At 71.8% G+C, this 16928-nt stretch carries 19 protein-coding genes; 12 read left to right on the forward strand and 7 right to left on the reverse strand.

The genetic code is table 11. The features are described 5' to 3' along the window. Nucleotides 1-2 precede the first annotated feature (2 nt). A complete protein-coding gene (locus tag BJ975_RS06270) occupies nt 3-650 on the reverse strand; it encodes an MBL fold metallo-hydrolase (RefSeq protein ID WP_218845747.1) in 648 nt (215 codons plus the stop codon). A 17-nt stretch (nt 651-667) separates the two neighbouring features. Between BJ975_RS06270 and BJ975_RS06275 the strand changes: the two genes are divergently transcribed. Genes BJ975_RS06275 through BJ975_RS06285 form a run of 3 tightly spaced genes read left to right on the forward strand, consistent with a single transcriptional unit; the run spans nt 668 to nt 2987 of the window. Next, a complete protein-coding gene (locus BJ975_RS06275) occupies nt 668-1162 on the forward strand; it encodes a phosphoribosyltransferase (protein WP_179424321.1) in 495 nt (164 codons plus the stop codon). A gap of 44 nt (nt 1163-1206) precedes the next feature. Beyond that, a complete protein-coding gene (locus tag BJ975_RS06280; RefSeq protein ID WP_179424322.1) occupies nt 1207-2313 on the forward strand; it encodes a serine hydrolase domain-containing protein in 1107 nt (368 codons plus the stop codon). Between the two features lie 53 nt (nt 2314-2366). Then, complete coding sequence (locus BJ975_RS06285) at nt 2367-2987, forward strand: alpha-ketoglutarate-dependent dioxygenase AlkB (RefSeq protein ID WP_179424323.1); 621 nt, start codon at nt 2367-2369, stop codon at nt 2985-2987. Here the strand turns inward: BJ975_RS06285 and BJ975_RS06290 are convergent. Further along, nucleotides 2953-3363: a DoxX family protein gene (locus BJ975_RS06290; protein WP_179424324.1), complete on the reverse strand. Its 411-nt coding sequence runs from the start codon at nt 3361-3363 to the stop codon at nt 2953-2955. The two genes, BJ975_RS06285 and BJ975_RS06290, sit on opposite strands and share 35 nt — an antisense overlap. Nucleotides 3364-3378: 15 nt before the next feature. Next, entirely contained in the window at nt 3379-3897 is a 519-nt protein-coding gene (locus BJ975_RS06295) for a GNAT family N-acetyltransferase (protein ID WP_179424325.1), read from the reverse strand. Nucleotides 3898-3998: 101 nt separating this feature from the next. Here BJ975_RS06295 and BJ975_RS06300 point away from each other — a divergent pair, with 101 nt between their 5' ends. Genes BJ975_RS06300 through BJ975_RS06315 form a run of 4 tightly spaced genes read left to right on the forward strand, consistent with a single transcriptional unit; the run spans nt 3999 to nt 6552 of the window. Continuing rightward, complete coding sequence (locus tag BJ975_RS06300) at nt 3999-4601, forward strand: DUF2975 domain-containing protein (RefSeq protein ID WP_179424326.1); 603 nt, start codon at nt 3999-4001, stop codon at nt 4599-4601. Next, a complete protein-coding gene (locus BJ975_RS06305) occupies nt 4601-4825 on the forward strand; it encodes a helix-turn-helix domain-containing protein (RefSeq protein ID WP_179424327.1) in 225 nt (74 codons plus the stop codon). Before BJ975_RS06300 ends, BJ975_RS06305 begins: the two co-directional genes overlap by 1 nt. 27 nt (nt 4826-4852) lie before the next feature. Beyond that, entirely contained in the window at nt 4853-5872 is a 1020-nt protein-coding gene (locus tag BJ975_RS06310; protein ID WP_179424328.1) for an LLM class flavin-dependent oxidoreductase, read from the forward strand. 26 nt (nt 5873-5898) lie between these two features. Further along, nucleotides 5899-6552, forward strand: coding sequence for a 4a-hydroxytetrahydrobiopterin dehydratase (locus BJ975_RS06315; RefSeq protein ID WP_179424329.1), 654 nt, complete (start codon nt 5899-5901; stop codon nt 6550-6552). A gap of 6 nt (nt 6553-6558) precedes the next feature. Here the strand turns inward: BJ975_RS06315 and BJ975_RS06320 are convergent, their stop codons facing one another. Together BJ975_RS06320 and BJ975_RS06325 are read right to left on the reverse strand one after the other, a co-directional pair. Continuing rightward, complete coding sequence (locus tag BJ975_RS06320) at nt 6559-7797, reverse strand: RNA polymerase sigma factor (RefSeq protein WP_179424330.1); 1239 nt, start codon at nt 7795-7797, stop codon at nt 6559-6561. Further along, on the reverse strand, nt 7797-8222 hold the full coding sequence (locus BJ975_RS06325; RefSeq protein WP_179424331.1) for a YciI family protein: 426 nt from the start codon (nt 8220-8222) through the stop codon (nt 7797-7799). The genes BJ975_RS06320 and BJ975_RS06325 overlap by 1 nt, the downstream gene beginning before the upstream one ends. A 172-nt stretch (nt 8223-8394) precedes the next feature. Here BJ975_RS06325 and BJ975_RS06330 point away from each other — a divergent pair, with 172 nt between their 5' ends. After that, nucleotides 8395-10749, forward strand: coding sequence for an excinuclease ABC subunit UvrA (locus BJ975_RS06330; protein ID WP_317628290.1), 2355 nt, complete (start codon nt 8395-8397; stop codon nt 10747-10749). A 62-nt stretch (nt 10750-10811) separates the two neighbouring features. Continuing rightward, the gene (locus tag BJ975_RS06335) at nt 10812-12011 is read left to right on the forward strand and encodes an MFS transporter (protein WP_179424332.1); all 1200 of its coding nucleotides are present in this window, start codon (nt 10812-10814) and stop codon (nt 12009-12011) included. A gap of 7 nt (nt 12012-12018) precedes the next feature. Here the strand turns inward: BJ975_RS06335 and helR are convergent, their stop codons facing one another. Continuing rightward, nucleotides 12019-14151 (reverse strand): RNA polymerase recycling motor ATPase HelR, encoded by a 2133-nt coding sequence (gene helR / locus BJ975_RS06340; protein WP_179424333.1) that lies wholly within the window; start codon nt 14149-14151, stop codon nt 12019-12021. Between the two features lie 122 nt (nt 14152-14273). Here helR and BJ975_RS06345 point away from each other — a divergent pair, with 122 nt between their 5' ends. Next, the gene (locus tag BJ975_RS06345) at nt 14274-15149 is read left to right on the forward strand and encodes a GNAT family N-acetyltransferase (protein ID WP_218845748.1); all 876 of its coding nucleotides are present in this window, start codon (nt 14274-14276) and stop codon (nt 15147-15149) included. Here the strand turns inward: BJ975_RS06345 and BJ975_RS06350 are convergent, their stop codons facing one another. After that, nucleotides 15150-15869: a VOC family protein gene (locus BJ975_RS06350; protein ID WP_179424334.1), complete on the reverse strand. Its 720-nt coding sequence runs from the start codon at nt 15867-15869 to the stop codon at nt 15150-15152. Nucleotides 15870-15887: 18 nt separating this feature from the next. Here BJ975_RS06350 and BJ975_RS06355 point away from each other — a divergent pair, with 18 nt between their 5' ends. Both BJ975_RS06355 and BJ975_RS16705 read left to right on the forward strand, forming a co-directional pair. Then, entirely contained in the window at nt 15888-16286 is a 399-nt protein-coding gene (locus BJ975_RS06355) for a VOC family protein (protein ID WP_179424335.1), read from the forward strand. A 14-nt stretch (nt 16287-16300) separates the two neighbouring features. Then, entirely contained in the window at nt 16301-16849 is a 549-nt protein-coding gene (locus BJ975_RS16705) for a GNAT family N-acetyltransferase (protein WP_218845749.1), read from the forward strand. Nucleotides 16850-16928: the final 79 nt, after the last annotated feature.

A 16928-nucleotide genomic window follows, 5' to 3' on the forward strand; every position in this document is an offset into this window, starting at 1 on the left:
GATCAGAGGGCGAGGACGCCGTCCTGGGGGAGTCGCTGGAGGTCGTCGACGCCGCCGTGGCCCTCCACGTGGGTCCAGTAGATCCCGTACGCGACCTCGGAGATCGTGCAGTCGTGGATCGGGAACGCGGTGCGCGGCGCGACGGCCTGCACGAACTCCACGGTCTCGCTGACCTTCGCCCACGGGGCGGAGAGCGGGAGCGCGAGGATGTCGACGCCGTCCGGCCGGTACTCGTAGGTGTCGCCGGGGTGGAACAGCGTGGGCTCGCCGTCGGCGGTGACGAGGACGCCGACGTTGCCGACGCGGGGGAGCGCCGGGAGGATCTCGGCGTGACGCGAGCCGACGCCGGTCACGGTCAGCCCTCCGACCTCGAACGTCAGGTCCGGGCCGGTGCGCTCCCAGTTGTCGAGGGTGGCCGCCGTCTCGGGCTCGGCCAGCAGCCGGGCGCCGGGGTTGGCCTCGACGAGCGAGCCGATCCGGTCGCGGTCGAGGTGGTCGGCGTGCTGGTGGGTCACGACGATCGCGTCGAGGCCGGTGAGGGCGAAGGTGGCGGGCGCGCTGAACGCGCCCGGATCGATCAGGATGCGGGTCCCGGCGGCCTCGACGAGGACGGCGGCGTGCCCGAAGCGGGTGACCTCCATGGTCGTCATCGTGCCACGATGGGCGCATGGACCACGAGCGCGAGATCCTCACCTGGGACACCTACGGCGTGGCGGTCCGCGAGCTCGCCCAGGCCGTGGCCGACTCGGGCTTCGAGCCCGACATCGTGCTCGGCATCGCCCGCGGCGGCCTGATCCCCGCCGGATCGGTCGCGTACGCGCTGGACTGCAAGCACCTCTTCACGATGAACGTCGAGTTCTACACGGGCGTCGGCACGACGCGCGACGAGCCCACCCTGCTGCCGCCGTTCCTCGACCTCGCCGAGCTCGACGACCTGTCGGTGCTCGTCGTGGACGACGTCGCCGACAGCGGCAAGACGCTCGAGCTCGTGGTCCGGGTGTGCTCCGAGCACGCCGGCGCGGTGCGCTCGGCGGTCATCTACGAGAAGCCCCGCACGCTGCTGACGCCCGACTACGCGTGGCGCCGCACCGACCAGTGGATCAACTTCCCCTGGTCCAGCGAGCCCGTCATCACGCCGCGCACCGGCGTCGTGGACGCCTGAGGCCCGCGGTGTCGGCCCCCGACGTGTCGCGGACGATGCGCGACGTGGCCTCGAGGATGGCCGTGTCCGGCGCCGTCTGGGCCACCGTCCGCGGCCCGCGTCAACAGGTGGAGATCGGCTCCGCGCGGCCGCTGGGCCCCGACACCATCTTCCGGATCGCCTCGATCACCAAGCCGATCGTCGCGGTCCTCGCGCTGCGACTCGTCGACGAGGGCCTGCTCGAGCTCGACGCCCCGATGGACCGGTGGCTGCCCGAGTTCGCCGACCGCCGCGTGCTCCGCACCCGCGGTGGGCCGCTCGACGACACCGTGCCCGCCGCTCGACCGACCACGCTGCGCGACGTCCTGGCGATGGGCTCTGGGCTGGGCTGGGACATGACGGCGGGACCGGACGATCCGCTGCTGGGCGAGTACCAGCGACTCGAGCTGGCCTCGGCGTGGCAGCCACCCGTGCTGCGACCCGACCGGTGGGCCGAGCTCGCGGGCTCTCTGCCGATGGCGCACCAGCCGGGGGAGGGCTGGCTCTACCAGTTCTCCTACGACGTGCTGGCGGTGCTGATCGAGCGGGCGACGCGCCGCCGCCTCGACGTCGTGCTGCGCGAGAAGGTGCTGGACCCCCTCGACATGCACGACACCGGCTACACGGTGGAGCTCACCGAGGTCGACCGCGTGCCGTCCTCGTGGTTCCCGAACCGGCGGGGCGAGTTCGTCGAGGTCGCCCCGTGGGGCGACCCGCGCCTGATGAACGTGCCCGTCTTCCGCTCGGGCGCCACGGGCCTGCTCTCGACGGCGGCCGACCTGGCGCGATTCGTGCAGATGCTGCTGCGCGGTGGACGCGGTCCGCGCGGTCCCGTGATCTCGGCGAGCTCGTTCGCCGCCCTCACCACCGACGCGGTGGGCGAGGCCGCCTCGGCGATGGCTCACGAGTTCCTGGAGCCGAACCGCACCTGGGGCCTGGGCGTCGGCATCGACCTCGACGCGCGCCACCCGGGCTCGCACCCCGGCCGCTTCGGCTGGGACGGCGGCACGGGAACCAGCCTGTGGGTCGACCCCGTGTCGGGCGTCGGTGGCGTCCTGCTGACGCGCCAGGGGATGGGCTCGCCGGAGCCGCCGGAGCACCTCGACGCCTTCTGGGACGCCGTCCACGCGTGACACGCCGGGGCCGGTTCGAACGCACGTTCGGTGAATCGGCGTAACGTGGGGCCATGTGGTTCCAAGGCTCACTGCTCGACGGTGACGCAGGCGTCCGTGTCGGCCCGCTCGACCGCGTGCAGCGTCACGAGCTGTCGCACGGGGCGTGGGTCGACACGCTGCCCGGCTGGGTGAGCGGCTCGGACGAGCTGTTCGAGACCCTGCGCACCGAGGTGCCGTGGCGCGAGGAGCGCCGCGAGATGTACGAGCGCGTCGTCGACGTGCCGCGGCTGCTGTGCTTCTACGGCCCTCGTCGTCCGCTGCCGCACCCCGCCCTGGAGGAGGCGCGCGACGCGCTGTCGGCGCACTACGCGGCCGAGCTCGGCGAGCCGTTCGTCACCGCGGGCCTGTGCTACTACCGTGACGGCAACGACTCGGTGGCCTGGCACGGCGACCGCATCGGCCGCAGCCGCACCGAGGACACGATGGTCGCGATCCTGTCGCTGGGCGCCGAGCGGCGGCTGAGCCTGAGGCCGGCCGGTGGTGGCCCGCAGACCGGCTTCAGCCTCGGGCACGGCGACCTCTCGGTCATGGGCGGCAGCTGCCAGCGCACGTGGGAGCACGCGATCCTCAAGACCGCGCGCCCGGTCGGTCCCAGGATCAGCGTGCAGTTCCGCGTCGCCGGCGTTCTCTGACCAGCTCCAGGGCATCGGTCGACCACAGCGCCCAGATCACGAGCACGGGCTGGAAGAACAGCCGGATCAGCCGAGCGCGGTCGCTGTTCAGCGTGAACGCGTCGACGCCGTTGACGTACTGCGAGACGTTCCCGGGAAACACCGCGACGAAGAAGGCCGCGGCGACGAGGCCGATCACACGGCGGTGACGCGGGATCGCCATGAGGGCCGCGCCGAGGGCGATCTCGACGATGCCCGACACCACCACGACGAGGTCCTCGTCGAGCGGGATGCTGTTCGGCACCTGCGCGTCGAACTCGTCGCGGGCGAACGTCAGGTGACCGACGCCCGCGAACGCGAGCACGGCGCCGAGCAGGAGGCGGGCGATCGTCTTCATGGCCACGACGCTAGGTCAGTCGCCGGCGATCCGCTCGTAGAGCACGTGGTCGTGCCAGGTCCCGGCGAGCCGCAGGTAGTCGCGCGCGACGCCGAACCGCGTGAAGCCGTTCTTCTCCAGCACGCGCTGGCTGGAGACGTTGTCGACGCGGGTGCCGGCCTCGATCCGGTGCAGTCCGAGGCGCACGAAGGCGAGCTGGACGATCTCGTCCACGGCCGTGCTGGCCAGGCCGCGGCCCTGGTGCGCCTCGTCGACGTAGTAGCCGAGGACGCCCTTCATCGACGGGCCGCGGACGATCTCGTTGAGGTTGATCCGGCCGACCACGGAGTCGTCGGGGCCGAGGATCACTCGCGGGAAGGAGACGCCCTCCTCGTAGCGGCGCAGCGCGTCCTGGATGATCGCGCGCTGGCCCTTGGTGGTGAAGTAGACCTCCGGCCGCCTCGGCTCGAGGCCGGCCCAGGCCTCGCGGTTGCGGCGCAGGACCCCCGCCAGGGCGTCCGCGTCGGTCGTGGCGACGAGACGGGTGACGGCCATGGCGTCAGTCTGGCAGGCGCGGCACCCGGGGGAGAGGATCTTGACCGGCATCACATATCGTGTTTCGATAACATCGAGAAACGATATGGAACGGAGCTCCCATGAAGGCACCTCTCGGCACCGCCACCCGCTCGGACCAGTGGCTCGTCATCGTCCTGTCCGCCATCGTGAGCGTGGCCACGGTCGTGACCGCCGCGCGGCGGGTCGTGGAGATCCTCCCGAACCAGGACGTTCCCGTGGAGGTGCAGTTCGACCCGACCACCCAGCCGATCACGATCGAGGGCGTCGGGACGGTCTCGGCCGAGATCGACCGCGCCACCGTGACGGTCCCGGACCTGCCGATCGTGAGCTGGCTGGCGGCCCTCGCCGGCGTCATCGTGCCCGCGCTGGCGATCGTGGCGATCATGGTCTGCGTCGCCTGGCTGTGCCGTCACCTGATGACCGGGGAGTTCTTCAGCCGGACCAACACGCGGCTGCTGACGTCGATCTCGATGCTGATCCTCGTCGGCTGGGTGGCCGACCTCGTGGGGAGGACGTTCGCCGGCAACTCCGCGCTGGCCCGTCTCGCCGAGGACGGCGAGGGATTCGCGCTGTCGACGACCTTGCCCCTGCAGTACCTGTTCGTCGCGATCGTCGTGGGCTGCATCGCCGCCGCGTTCCACGCGGGGGAGCGGATGCAGCGCGACGCCGAGGGGCTGGTCTGATGCCGCCGGAGGACGACGAGCACCGGGTGCACTGCCGGCTCGACGAGCTGCTCGCCGCGCGGGGGATGACGCTCACGCGGCTGGCCGAGATCGTCGGCGTCACCGTGGTGAACCTGTCGGTGCTGAAGAACGACCGCGCTCGGGCGATCCGCTTCACGACGCTCACGGCGATCTGCGACGCGCTCGACTGCGAGGTGGGCGACCTGCTCGTGGTGTCGGAATGATTCGCGGCGCGAGGCGTTGACGCAGACATGAAGAACATCGGCTTCCTGTCCTTCGGGCACTGGTCCGACTCGCCGCAGTCGGCCACGCGGAGCGCGTCGGACACGCTGCTGCAGTCCATCGACCTCGCGGTGGCGGCCGAGGAGCTGGGAGCCGACGGCGCCTACTTCCGCGTGCACCACTTCGCCCGCCAGCTGGCCTCGCCGTTCCCGCTGCTGGCCGCCGTCGGCGCGCGCACGTCACGCATCGAGATCGGCACCGGCGTGATCGACATGCGGTACGAGAACCCCCTCTCCTTCGCCGAGAACGCCGCGGCGGCCGACCTCATCTCCGGCGGCAGGCTGCAGCTGGGGATCAGCCGCGGATCACCGGAGCAGGTCATCTCCGGCTACCGCTACTTCGGGTTCGAGCCGCCCGAGGGCATGAGCGACGCCGACATGGCCCGAGGCCACACGCAGGTGCTGCTGGAGGTGCTCAAGGGCGAGGGCTTCGCCGAGCCGAACCCGAGGCCGATGTTCCCGAACCCGCCGGGCAAGCTGCGCATCGAGCCCCACTCCGAGGGTCTGCGCGACCGCATCTGGTGGGGTGCCGGCTCGCGCGCCACCGCCGAGTGGACCGCGGAGCAGGGGATGAACCTCATGAGCTCGACGCTGCTGACCGAGGACACCGGTGTGCCGTTCCATCAGCTGCAGGCCGAGCAGATCCAGCGCTTCCGCGATGCGTGGAAGGAGGCCGGCCACGAGCGCGAGCCGCGCGTGTCGGTGAGCCGCAGCATCTTCCCGATCGTCTCCGACCTCGACCGCGCCTACTTCGGCCACGAGTCGCGCAGCACCGACCAGGTGGGCTTCCTCGAGGGTGGCTCGGCGCGGTTCGGTCGCACCTACGCCGCCGAGCCCGACGTGCTGGCCCAGGAGCTCGCCGAGGACGAGGCGGTCGCGGCGGCGGACACCCTGCTGCTCACGGTGCCGAACCAGCTGGGCGTCGACTACAACGCCCACGTCCTCGAGAGCCTGCTGACCCACGTCGCGCCCGCGCTGGGCTGGCGCTGATCGCGGGCGCGGTCGATGCTGGGCTCATGAGCACGCTCGACGTCCCGACGATCATCGCCGCGGGCCTGGACGACTGGCGCCCCCTCGTCCACAGCCTGCACACCCGGTACCGCACGGGGGACTTCGCCACGGGCCTGGAGTTCGTCGTCGACATCGGTGCGGCGGCGGAGGCCGCGAACCACCACCCCGACGTGAAGCTGACCTACACGCACGTGGACATCCAGCTGCTCAGCCACGACTCGGGCGGCATCACCGAGCGCGACCTCGAGCTCGCTCGCACCATCAGCGACCTCGCGGCCGAGCGGTCGCTCGAGGCCGACCCGAGCCGCCTGACCACGGTGGAGATCGCCCTGAACGCCGTGGACAAGGACGCCATCGGCCCCTTCTGGGCCGCGGTGCTGACCGGCGACCCGGGGGCCTACGCGACCGACGAGGTCACCGACCCCACGGGGCAGGTGCCGCTGCTGTGGTTCCAGCCGACCGAGTCGCGCACCGAGGTTCCGCCGATGTGCTTCCACCTCGACGTCTGGATCCCGGTGGGCCAGCTACCCGCCCGGATCGAGGCCGGGGTCGCCGCCGGCGGCCGGATCTTCGACGACTCGGAGTCGCCGTCGTTCGTGGTGCTGGAGGACGCCGAGGGCAACAAGGCCTGCCTCTGCACCGTCATGGATCGCGACTGACCGACTTCAGGAGGGGGAGAGCTCGGCGGCGCGCTGCTCGAGCCAGGCCCGCTCCAGCTCGTTCCCCGCGAGCTCGGCGGCCGCGAGGAACTCGCCCCGCGCCTCGGCCGTGCGCCCGAGCCGCCTGAGCACGTCGGCGCGCGTGCTGGCCACGAGGTGGCTGCGGCCGAGTCCGCCGTCCGCGGCGATGCGGTCGATCTCCTCCAGTGCCGGCTCGAGTCCGTCCTCGGTCATCGACAGGGCCGCGGCGCGGTTGAGCCGCACGACCGGACCCGGGACGAGCGCGGACAGCGCGTCGTAGAGGACGAGGATCCGCTCCCAGTCCGTGCGATCGAACGACGGGGCGGTGGCGTGACAGGCGGCGATGGAGGCCTGGAGGGCGTACGGGCCGCGACCGCGACCGAGGGCGTCCACCCGCTCCAGCGCCGTGAGTCCTCGCGCGATCTGGCCGCGGTCCCACAGTCGCCGGTCCTGGTCGGCCAGGGTGACCGGCTCGCCGCGACGGTCGGTGCGTGCCGCAAACCGCGAGGACTGCAGCTCCATGAGCGCGACCAGCCCGTGCACCTCGGGCTCGCGGGGGAGCAGGCGCGCCAGGACGCGACCGAGCCGCAGCGCCTCGTGCGCGAGGTCGCGGCGCACCCACCGGTCGCCGCCGCTGGGGGCGTAGCCCTCGGTGAAGAGCAGGTAGGTGACGGTGAGGACGGCGGCGAGTCGCGTCGCCCACTCGGTGTGGTCGGGGACCTCGAACGGGACGTGCGCCTCGGCGAGGGTGCGCTTCGCGCGGACGATCCGCTGCTGGACCGCGGGCACCGAGGTGACCAGCAGTCGGGCGATCTCGGTCGTGGAGAGACCGGCGACCACGCGCAGCGTGAGGGACACCTGCGCCTCGCGCGCCAGCACGGGGTGACAGGCGGTGAAGACCAGTCGCAGCAGGTCGTCCTCGATCGGCTCCCACGCCAGGTCGTCCTCCTGCTCGAGCCGGTGGGCGATCGTCCGATGCCGCTCGTCGAGGGCCTCGCGCCGGCGCCAGCCGTCGATCGCGCGGCGCTTCGCCACCGTGGTCAGCCACGCCCCCGCGTTGCGGGGAACGCCCGACTCGGGCCACACCCGCAGCGCCTCGGCGACCGCGTCCTGGGCGAGGTCCTCGGCCTCGGACAGGTCGCCCGTCATGCGGGCGAGCGTCGCCACGACCCGCGGACCCTCGATGCGCCAGACGGCATCGAGGGTCGCGGTCAGGTCGTCCATCAGACGGTGCCGAGCTGCTCGCGCCAGCCGGCCTCCTTCTGCACGTACTCGTTGTCGGCGTAGTCCTCGAAGTCGGACTCGTCGGTGATCCGGCGCACCTCGAGCTTCGAGCCCGGGCCCAGCGGGCAGCGCTTGGCCCACTCGACCGCCTCCTCGCGCGAGGCCACCTGCAGCACCCAGAAGCCGTTGAACAGCTCGTGGGTCTCGCCGTAGGGCCCGTCGGTGACGATCGGCTCCTCGGCCGAGAAGTCGACGACGAAGCCCTCCGACGGATCGGTCAGGCCGTCGCCGCCCGCCATCACGCCGGCGTCCATGAGCGCCTCGTTGTAGGCGCCCATCCGGTTGATGATCTCCTCGAAGTCGACCTCCTTCGAGGCGGCCAGCGCCTCGTCGGTGGTGCGCATGATGAGCATGTACTTCTTCATGATCAGGTCCTCTCGGGTGGGCGCCTCGTGCGCCCTCACCATGACGTCGAACGGGACGGGAGCGGATCGACAGCCCCCGCGAAGTTTTTCTCACCGAGCCGAAGTGTCAGTGGTTCCGACCACGCTAGTGCCGGCGCTATCGTTCGAGAACCATCTGGGGAGGAACTTCCGCGTGAGCCATCCGGCCGACAGCCATGACCTGATCCGCGTGCACGGAGCCCGTGTCAACAACCTCAAGGACGTCAGCGTCGAGCTGCCCAAGCGGCGGCTCACGGTGTTCACCGGCGTCTCGGGGTCGGGCAAGAGCTCGCTCGTGTTCGGCACGATCGCCGCCGAGTCGCAGCGGCTCATCAACGAGACGTACAGCTCCTTCGTGCAGGGCTTCATGCCCACGATGGCGCGGCCCGAGGTCGACGTCCTGGACGGCCTCACCACCGCGATCCTCGTCGACCAGGAGCGGATGGGCGCCGACCCGCGCTCGACCGTCGGCACCGCCACGGACGCCAACGCCATGCTGCGCATCCTGTTCAGCCGGCTGGGCGAGCCGCACGTCGGCTCACCCCAGGCCTTCTCCTTCAACGTGGCGTCGATCAGCGGCGCCGGCGCGGTCTCGTTCGAGACGGGCGGGCGCACGGTCAAGGAGCGCCGCGAGTTCTCGGTCACCGGCGGCATGTGCCCGCGGTGCGAGGGCAGGGGAGCGGTGTCCGACTTCGACCTCACCGCCCTCTACGACGAGACGAAGTCCCTCGAGGACGGCGCCCTCACGATCCCGGGCTACTCGATGGACGGCTGGTACGGCCGGATCTTCCGCAACGGCGACTTCTTCCCGGCCGACAAGCCGATCAAGGACTTCACGAAGAAGCAGCTCGACGCACTGCTCTACAAGGAGCCCACCAAGATCAAGGTCGACGGGATCAACATCACCTACGAGGGGATCGTCCCGAAGATCCAGAAGTCGATGCTGTCCAAGGACCGCGAGGCGATGCAGCCGCACATCCGCGCCTTCGTCGACCGGGCCATCACGTTCCAGACCTGTCCCGAGTGCGACGGCACGCGGCTCAACGAGGGCGCACGGTCCTCGAAGATCAAGGGCATCTCCATCGCCGACGCCTGCGCCATGCAGATCACCGACCTCGCCGCGTGGGTGCGCGACCTCGACGAGCCGTCCGTGGCCCCGCTGCTGGCCGTGCTCGCGCAGACGCTCGAGTCCTTCGTGGACATCGGCCTGGGCTACCTGTCGCTCGACCGGCCGGCGGGCACGCTCTCGGGCGGCGAGGCGCAGCGCACGAAGATGATCCGCCACCTCGGCTCCTCGCTCACCGACGTCACGTACGTCTTCGACGAGCCCACGGTCGGCCTGCACCCGCACGACATCGACCGGATGAACGGTCTGCTGCTGCAGCTGCGCGACAAGGGCAACACCGTGCTCGTCGTCGAGCACAAGCCCGAGGCCATCGCGATCGCCGACCACGTCGTCGACCTCGGACCCCGCGCCGGAAGCGGCGGCGGGCAGATCATGTTCGAGGGCACGGTCGAGGGCCTGCGCGCCAGCGACACGATCACCGGCCGCCACCTCGACGACCGCGCCTCGATCAAGGACGCCGTGCGCACGCCCACGGGTCGGCTCGAGGTCCGCGGAGCCGACGCGCACAACCTGCAGGACGTCGACGTCGACATCCCCCTCGGGGTCCTCGTCGTCGTCACCGGCGTCGCCGGCTCGGGCAAGAGCTCGCTGATCCACGGGTCCGTCGCGAGGAACAACGACGTCGTCGCGATCGACCAAGGTGCGATCCGCGGCTCGCGGCGCAGCAACCCGGCCACCTACACCGGTCTGCTCGACCCCATCCGCAAGGCCTTCGCGAAGGAGAACGGGGTCAAGCCCGCGCTGTTCTCGGCCAACTCCGAGGGCGCCTGCCCCAACTGCAACGGTGTCGGCGTCGTCTTCACCGATCTCGGCATCCTCGCCACGATGGAGTCGCCCTGCGAGGTCTGCGAGGGACGCCGCTTCGCCGACGCGGTGCTCGAGTACGAGCTCGGCGAGCGCGACATCAGCGAGGTGCTCGCGATGCCCGTGGCTGAGGCGCACGCGTTCTTCGGCAAGGAGGGTGTCAACGTCGCGGCCGCCGCGAAGATCCTGGCGCGGCTGGAGGACGTCGGCCTGGGCTACCTGACGCTCGGCCAGCCGCTGTCCACCCTGTCCGGAGGCGAGCGCCAGCGCATCAAGCTGGCCACGCACATGGGGGAGAAGGGCGGCACCTACGTCCTCGACGAGCCCACCTCCGGCCTGCACCTGGCCGACGTCGAGCAGCTGCTCGGCCTGCTCGACCGTCTGGTCGACTCGGGGAAGTCGGTCATCGTGATCGAGCACCACCAGGCCGTCATGGCACACGCCGACTGGATCATCGACCTCGGGCCCGGCGCGGGTCACGACGGCGGCCGGATCGTCTTCGAGGGCACCCCGGCCGACCTCGTGGCCGCGAAGTCGACGCTCACAGGGGAGCACCTCGCCGCCTACGTCGGCTCCTGAGCGGCGGCGCAGGGGAGTGGTGGGCCCTCCGGGGCGGATGTGACGTGACCTACACTCAGCGCATGATGACCGCCGTGGCCACCCGGTCCGGCGTCCGTCGTGCCACCGGCTTCGTCGTCGTCCTGGTGGCCCTGACGATCTTCATGATCGGCGCGAGTGCCCCGTCGCCGTTCTATCCCGTGCTGCAGGAGCGGATCGGGTTCTCGTCCGCCGCGATGACGCTGATCTTCGCCGTCTACGCGTTGTCGATGCTGGCCACGCTGCTGGTCGCGGGATCGCTCTCGGACCATCTCGGTCGCCGGCCGGTCATCGCGCTCGGCCTGCTCGTGCTCGCGGGCAGCATGGTCGCGTTCTGGCACGCCGAGAGCGTGGCGGTGCTGATCGTCGCCCGGGTCGTGCAGGGGTTCGGCGCCGGGCTGCTGATGCCGTCGATGTCCGCGGCGATCGTGGACCTCGAGCCGCCGAGCCGTCCGGGCAGCGGCGCGATCGCGAACTCCGTCACGCCCTTCGCCGGACTGGCGGCGGGCGGGCTCGTCTCCGGACTGGCGCTCGACCACGCCGGGGCCGAGCCGCTGACGGCCGTGTTCGGCTCGCTGGCGGTGCTGCTCGTCGTCATGGCGGTGGTCGTGTGGGCGGCGCCGGAGACCTCCACGCGCCGTCCGGGCGCACTGGCGTCGCTGCGGCCCCGGATCGGCGTCCCGCCGCAGGCGCGTGCCGCCTTCTACCGCGCCGTGCCCGCGGTGATCGCCGGCTGGGCCACGAGCGGCTTCTACCTGTCGCTCGGCGCGCCGCTGATCGCGCAGGAGCTCGGGGGAGAGAGCCACGTGGCCCAGGGTCTCGTGGTGACCACGCTCAACGGCGCCGGCGCGGTGATGTGCTTCGTCGCGCGTCGCTGGAGCAGCCGCCGGATCACCCTCTACGGCACCACCACCCTCGCCGTCGGCACCGCGCTGACGCTGGTCGCGCTCGCCGCGGACAGCCTCCCGTGGTTCCTGGCGGCCACCGTGTTCGCGGGCACGGGATTCGGCGCGGCCTTCATGGGCATCATGCGCTCGATCACCCCGCTCGCGCCGCCCGAGCGCCGGGGCGAGCTCTTCGCCGCCGTGTTCGTCGCGAGCTACGTCGCGTTCGGCATCCCGGCCGTCATCGCCGGCTTCGCCGTCGGCTGGATCGGACTGTCGCAGACCGCGCTGGTCTACGGGGCGGTCGTGGTGGTGCTCGCCGGACTGGCCGCCGTGCTCCGCCTGCGCTCCGAGGACTGACGCGGCCTCACTCGGCGATGACGAGCTCGTCGGTGGTGCGCGTCATCGCCACGTAGCGATCGACCGCCGCCGCCACGTCGTCACCCCAGTCCGCCGGATCGACCAGCACCACGAGGTCGAACTCGAGACCCTTCGTGAGCACGGGTGGGAGGGAGCGGACGCGATCCGTCGCGGAGCGGCCCGGGTCGCCGATGACGCAGACCGTCCCTTCCTCGTGCTCGGACAGCCAGCGGTCGACGACCGCGTCGACCTCCGTGACCGGGACGCGACGCACGGGGCGCCCGCTGGCGCGGACGGAGTCCGGGACGTTCGCTCCCGGGATCGCCGCGCGGATCAGCGGCCGCGCCTCGGCCATCACCTCACGAGGCGTCCGGTAGTTGACCGAGAGCGCGGCCTCGCGCACCGTCCCGACGCCCACGCGGGCGAGCCGCTCGGACCACGACTCCGGGAAGCCGCGGCGAGCCTGGGCGCGGTCGCCGACGACCGTGAGACTGCGCGAGGGGCATCGCCGGACGAGCATGGCCCACTGGGCATCGGTGAGCTCCTGCGCCTCGTCGACCACGACGTGGGCGAACGGTCCGGCCAGGACGTCGACCTCGCGACTCGGGACCGCGTCCTCGTCGACGAGCGCGTCGCGCAGGCCCTCCTGGCGCAGGGAGGTCCACAGTCCCTCACCGTCGTCGTGCTCCATGGCCGCGAGCAGGTCGTCGACGACGCGGTCCATCCCGGCTCGTTGCTCGGTGACGGTGGTGATGCGCTCGCGTGCCCGGCGCTCGTGCGACGGGTCACCGAGTCGATGCCGCGCCGCGTCCAGCAGGGGCAGGTCGGCGTCCGTCCAGCCCGCCGACTCCTCACGGCGCAGCAGTCCGACCTCGTCGGGCGTGAGCGAGGGTGCGCACCGACGGAGGTACGCCGGAACGGCCCACAGGTCCGCGACGACGTCGGTGGGCTCGAGGATCACCCACGACCGCTCGAGTGCGTCGACCACGTGCTCGGTCTGCTGCAGCACGGCTCTGACGTCGTCCGGATCGACGTCGTCGGCCAGACGGTCGCGGGCGATCTCGGCCAGCGCCTCCCACACCAGCGACCGTGCCTCGTTGTGCGGCACGTGGGGGCCGGGCGCCGCGAACGCCTCGGCCCAGTCGCGTGCCGTGAGCACCACGTCGCCCCACGGGGTCTCGACCTCGCTGTCGATCGTCGGCGGCTCCTCGTACACCGCGACCGCCGCGTCGACCGCGTGCACCAGGGTCAGGCTCGCCTTGAGCGCGGCCACCCTGGGGTCGGTCTCCCGACGTGCCTCGCCGGCCTCGGGCACGAGGTCGTCCGGCGTGCACGTGAGGACGCCGTCCTCGCCCAGGCTCGGCAGGACGTCGGCCACGTAGGCCAGGTACGGGTGGTGCGGGCCGACGAAGAGGATGCTGCCGTGACCGGGCGCGAGCCTCGGGTCGGTGTGAAGGAGGTAGGCGGCACGGTGCAGCGCCACCACGGTCTTCCCGGTGCCGGGTCCGCCGTCGACGACGAGCGCTCCGCGACTGTCCGCCCGGATGATCGCGTCCTGGTCGGCTGCGATCGTGCCGAGGACGTCGCGCATCGCGGTGGTCCTGCGGCCCGCCAATCCCGCCAGGAAGGCGGAGTCGTCGTCCAGGGCGAGGCCGTCCGTCGGTGCGGTGGGGGAGAGGACCTCGTCCCAGAAGTCGACGACCCGACCGTCCGCCCAGCGGTAGCGCCGTCGACTGCTCACGCCGAGGGGTTGCGCGACCGTCCCGGCGAAGAACGGTGCGGCCGCGGGGGAGCGCCAGTCCACGAGCAGCCGGCCCCCGCGTCCGTCGGACAGCCCCAGCCGGCCGATGTACGTGATCGTCCCGTCCTCGCCGACGATCCGTCCCAGGCACAGGTCGAGGCCGTACCGCCGCAGGAGCCGCAGGCGTGACTCCAGCCGGTGGACGTCCTGGTCGCGGTCCAGGGCTCGCTGGCCGGATCCCGCCGGACGCCGCCGTGCTTCGGCGAGGTCCGCGGCGGCGTGGCGCCGGGCCTCGTCCAGGCGGGCCGCGACCAGACGGAGATGGCGCTCGTCCTGCTGGACCAGAGCGGGGTGGGACGTGTCGGCGAGGTGCGGGCGGAGAGCGAATATGACTGCCATGGCGGACGATTCTGGACCCGCCCGGGGGGCTTGTGGCAAGCCCCCATCCGCGATATACGTTGAAGAGGGAAGGGCGATCGCCCTTCCCTTCGTCATGCCCCTCCAGACAGGACGCCTCGCTCGTGGCCGTGATCCTCATGTGCGGACCGTCGGGGTCCGGGAAGTCCACCGTCGCGAGGCGCCTGGAGGAGTCGGGCTGGACGCGGCTGTGCTTCGACGTCGAGACGTGGCGGCACGACGTCACCTCGCTCCCGGCACCGCGCGAGCTGCTGGCGCAGATCGAGTCGGAGCTGCTCGGTCGCCTCGCGTCCACGGTCAACGCGGGGGAGGACGTGGTGCTCGACTACTCCTTCGCCACGCGCGGGCTGCGGGATCGGTACCGTGCCGTGGTCGCGGACCTCGGCGTGACGGCCGAGACCGTGTACCTCCCGGTCGATCGTGACGTCGCGCTCGAGCGTGTGCGGGGGCGACACGACGAGGGACCCGACGACTACTGGCTCGACGACGCCACGGTGCTCGCGCACGTGGACGGGTTCGAGCCGCCCACCTTCGCCGAGCACCCGCTGCGGGTGATCGACGGCGACGTCACCGTCCGCCACGCAGGTGCCGGCGACGTCGGCGCGCTGATGGAGTTCTGGGAGGGCTCGGCTGAGAACGCCGCCCGCCCGCAGGACTCGGCGGCCTTGGTCGAGGCCCTCGTCGGGCGCGACCCCGCCGCGATCCTGGTCGCGGTGCTGCAGGGGCGGATTGTGGGATCGGTGATCGCCGGCTGGGACGGCTGGCGAGCGCACCTCTACCGGCTGGCCGTGGCTCCCGAGGCGCGGGGGCGAGGGCTCGCCCGGCGACTGCTCGGGCACGCCGAGGACCGGCTCCGGTCCCTCGGCGCCACGCGGTTCGACGCGATGGTCCTCGACGACAACGAGGCCGGAGCGGCGCTGTGGCGGTCCGCCGAGTACGCGCCGCAAGGGGAGTGGAGCCGGTGGGTCAAGCCCGCCTGATCAGCGACCCGAGAGCACGCAGAACTCGTTCCCGTCCGGGTCGCGCATGACGACCCAGCTGACCTGACCCTGACCGATGTCCGTGCGGGTCGCGCCGAGCGCCTCGAGCCGGGCGACCTCCTCGGCCTGGTCGCCACGCGGCCGCAGGTCGAAGTGCCAGCGGTTCTTGGCGGGCTTCTCGATCAGGGGAGGACCGCCCCAGGTCACCTTCGTGCCCCCGTGCGGCGACTGGATCGCGGTCTCCTCGTCCTGGTCCCACACGAGCGGCCAGTCGAGCGCCTGCTGCCAGAACAGGCCGACCTCACGCGTGCCGTCGCACGAGAGCGCGCCGATCGTGCCGCAGCCCGCCAGGAACCTGTTGCCGGGCTCGATGACGCAGAACTCGTTGCCCTCCGGGTCCTGCAGGACGACGTGCTCGGCGTCGGCCCCCTGACCGACGTCGAGGTGACTCGCGCCGAGCTCGAGCGCCCGTGCCACGGTGGCCTCCTGCGCGTCGGCGGACTCGCTGGTGAGGTCGAAGTGCATCCGGTTGGGGAGCGTCTTGGGATGCCGTGTCGGCTCGATGTCGATCGCGAAGCCGGCGCCGTCGACTGCCGCGAGCGTGATGACGCCGTCGTCGTCCGTGCCGGTGATCTCACGGTCCAGCAGCGCGCTCCAGAACCGGGCGAGGCGCTCAGGATCGTTCGCGTCGATGACCAGGGCTTCCCATTGGCTGCTCATCCACCCACGCTAGTACGCATGAGTGCCCACAGCGTCGTCGTCGGACTGCCGATCGCGGACCGCCGCACGTCACGTGACTTCTACCGCGACGTCCTGGGGCTCGAGGCCCCGGGCGAGCCCGCCGAGGACGGGGTGCCCGAGCCGCTGCAGCTCCGCCTGTCGGACGGCCTCAGCGTGATGCTGGTGCCGACGGGCGGCTTCGGCTGGGCGATCGGCGGGCGAGCGCTGACGCCCGCGGGACACCACGAGTGCGTCCTCACGCTGGCCGCGTCGTCGACGGCCGAGGTGGACGCGCTGCTGGAGCGTGCCCGTGCCGCCGGCGCGGAGATCGTCGTCGAGGCGGGACAGCAGCCGTGGGGCTACACGGGCACGTTCGCCGATCCCGACGGCCACCTGTGGTCCGCGACGACCGCGTGAGGCATCATCGGCCGGTGGGCTGCACCGAGGAACCGTGGACGTCGGTCGAGGGTGCCTCCCACGACCTGAGTCTGGTCCGGGTGCCGCGCGACGTGCTGCGGGCGCTGGGATGCGGTGACCTCGAGTCGGCCGAGCGGCTGTCCGGCATCAAACTCACGACGTACATCGGAGGTCCGGACTGCCGCTGGCTGTGGGCGCTGCGTGCCGATCAGATCGCGCGGACGCCCGCCGATCACGTCTGGGTCACGCGGCTGGTGGTCGACCAGCGCACCGGCGCCGTCGTCGGCCTGGCGGGCTTCCACGGCGCGCCGGACGAGCGCGGCATGGTCGAGCTCGGGTACCGGATCGATCCGGACCGTCGACGCCTCGGCCACGCACGGGCGGCACTGGAGATCATCCTGGACGTCGCCCGAGGCGATCCACGCGTCGCCGTCGTGCGCGCCACCGTCAGCCCGGACAACCGGCCGTCGCGTGCGCTGCTCGACCAGTACGGCTTCGTCGAGGTCGGCGAGCAGTGGGACGAGGAGGACGGCCTCGAGACGATCCTGGAGATCCCGGCCTGACGCCCCTCTCGGCCCGCCTGCGCCATTGTCCGATAATGCACATTATGTCAATTACGTACGACGGGCGCGCCGAGAGGGG

The sequence above is a fragment of the Aeromicrobium tamlense genome, from assembly GCF_013408555.1.
Lineage (GTDB): Bacteria > Actinomycetota > Actinomycetes > Propionibacteriales > Nocardioidaceae > Aeromicrobium > Aeromicrobium tamlense.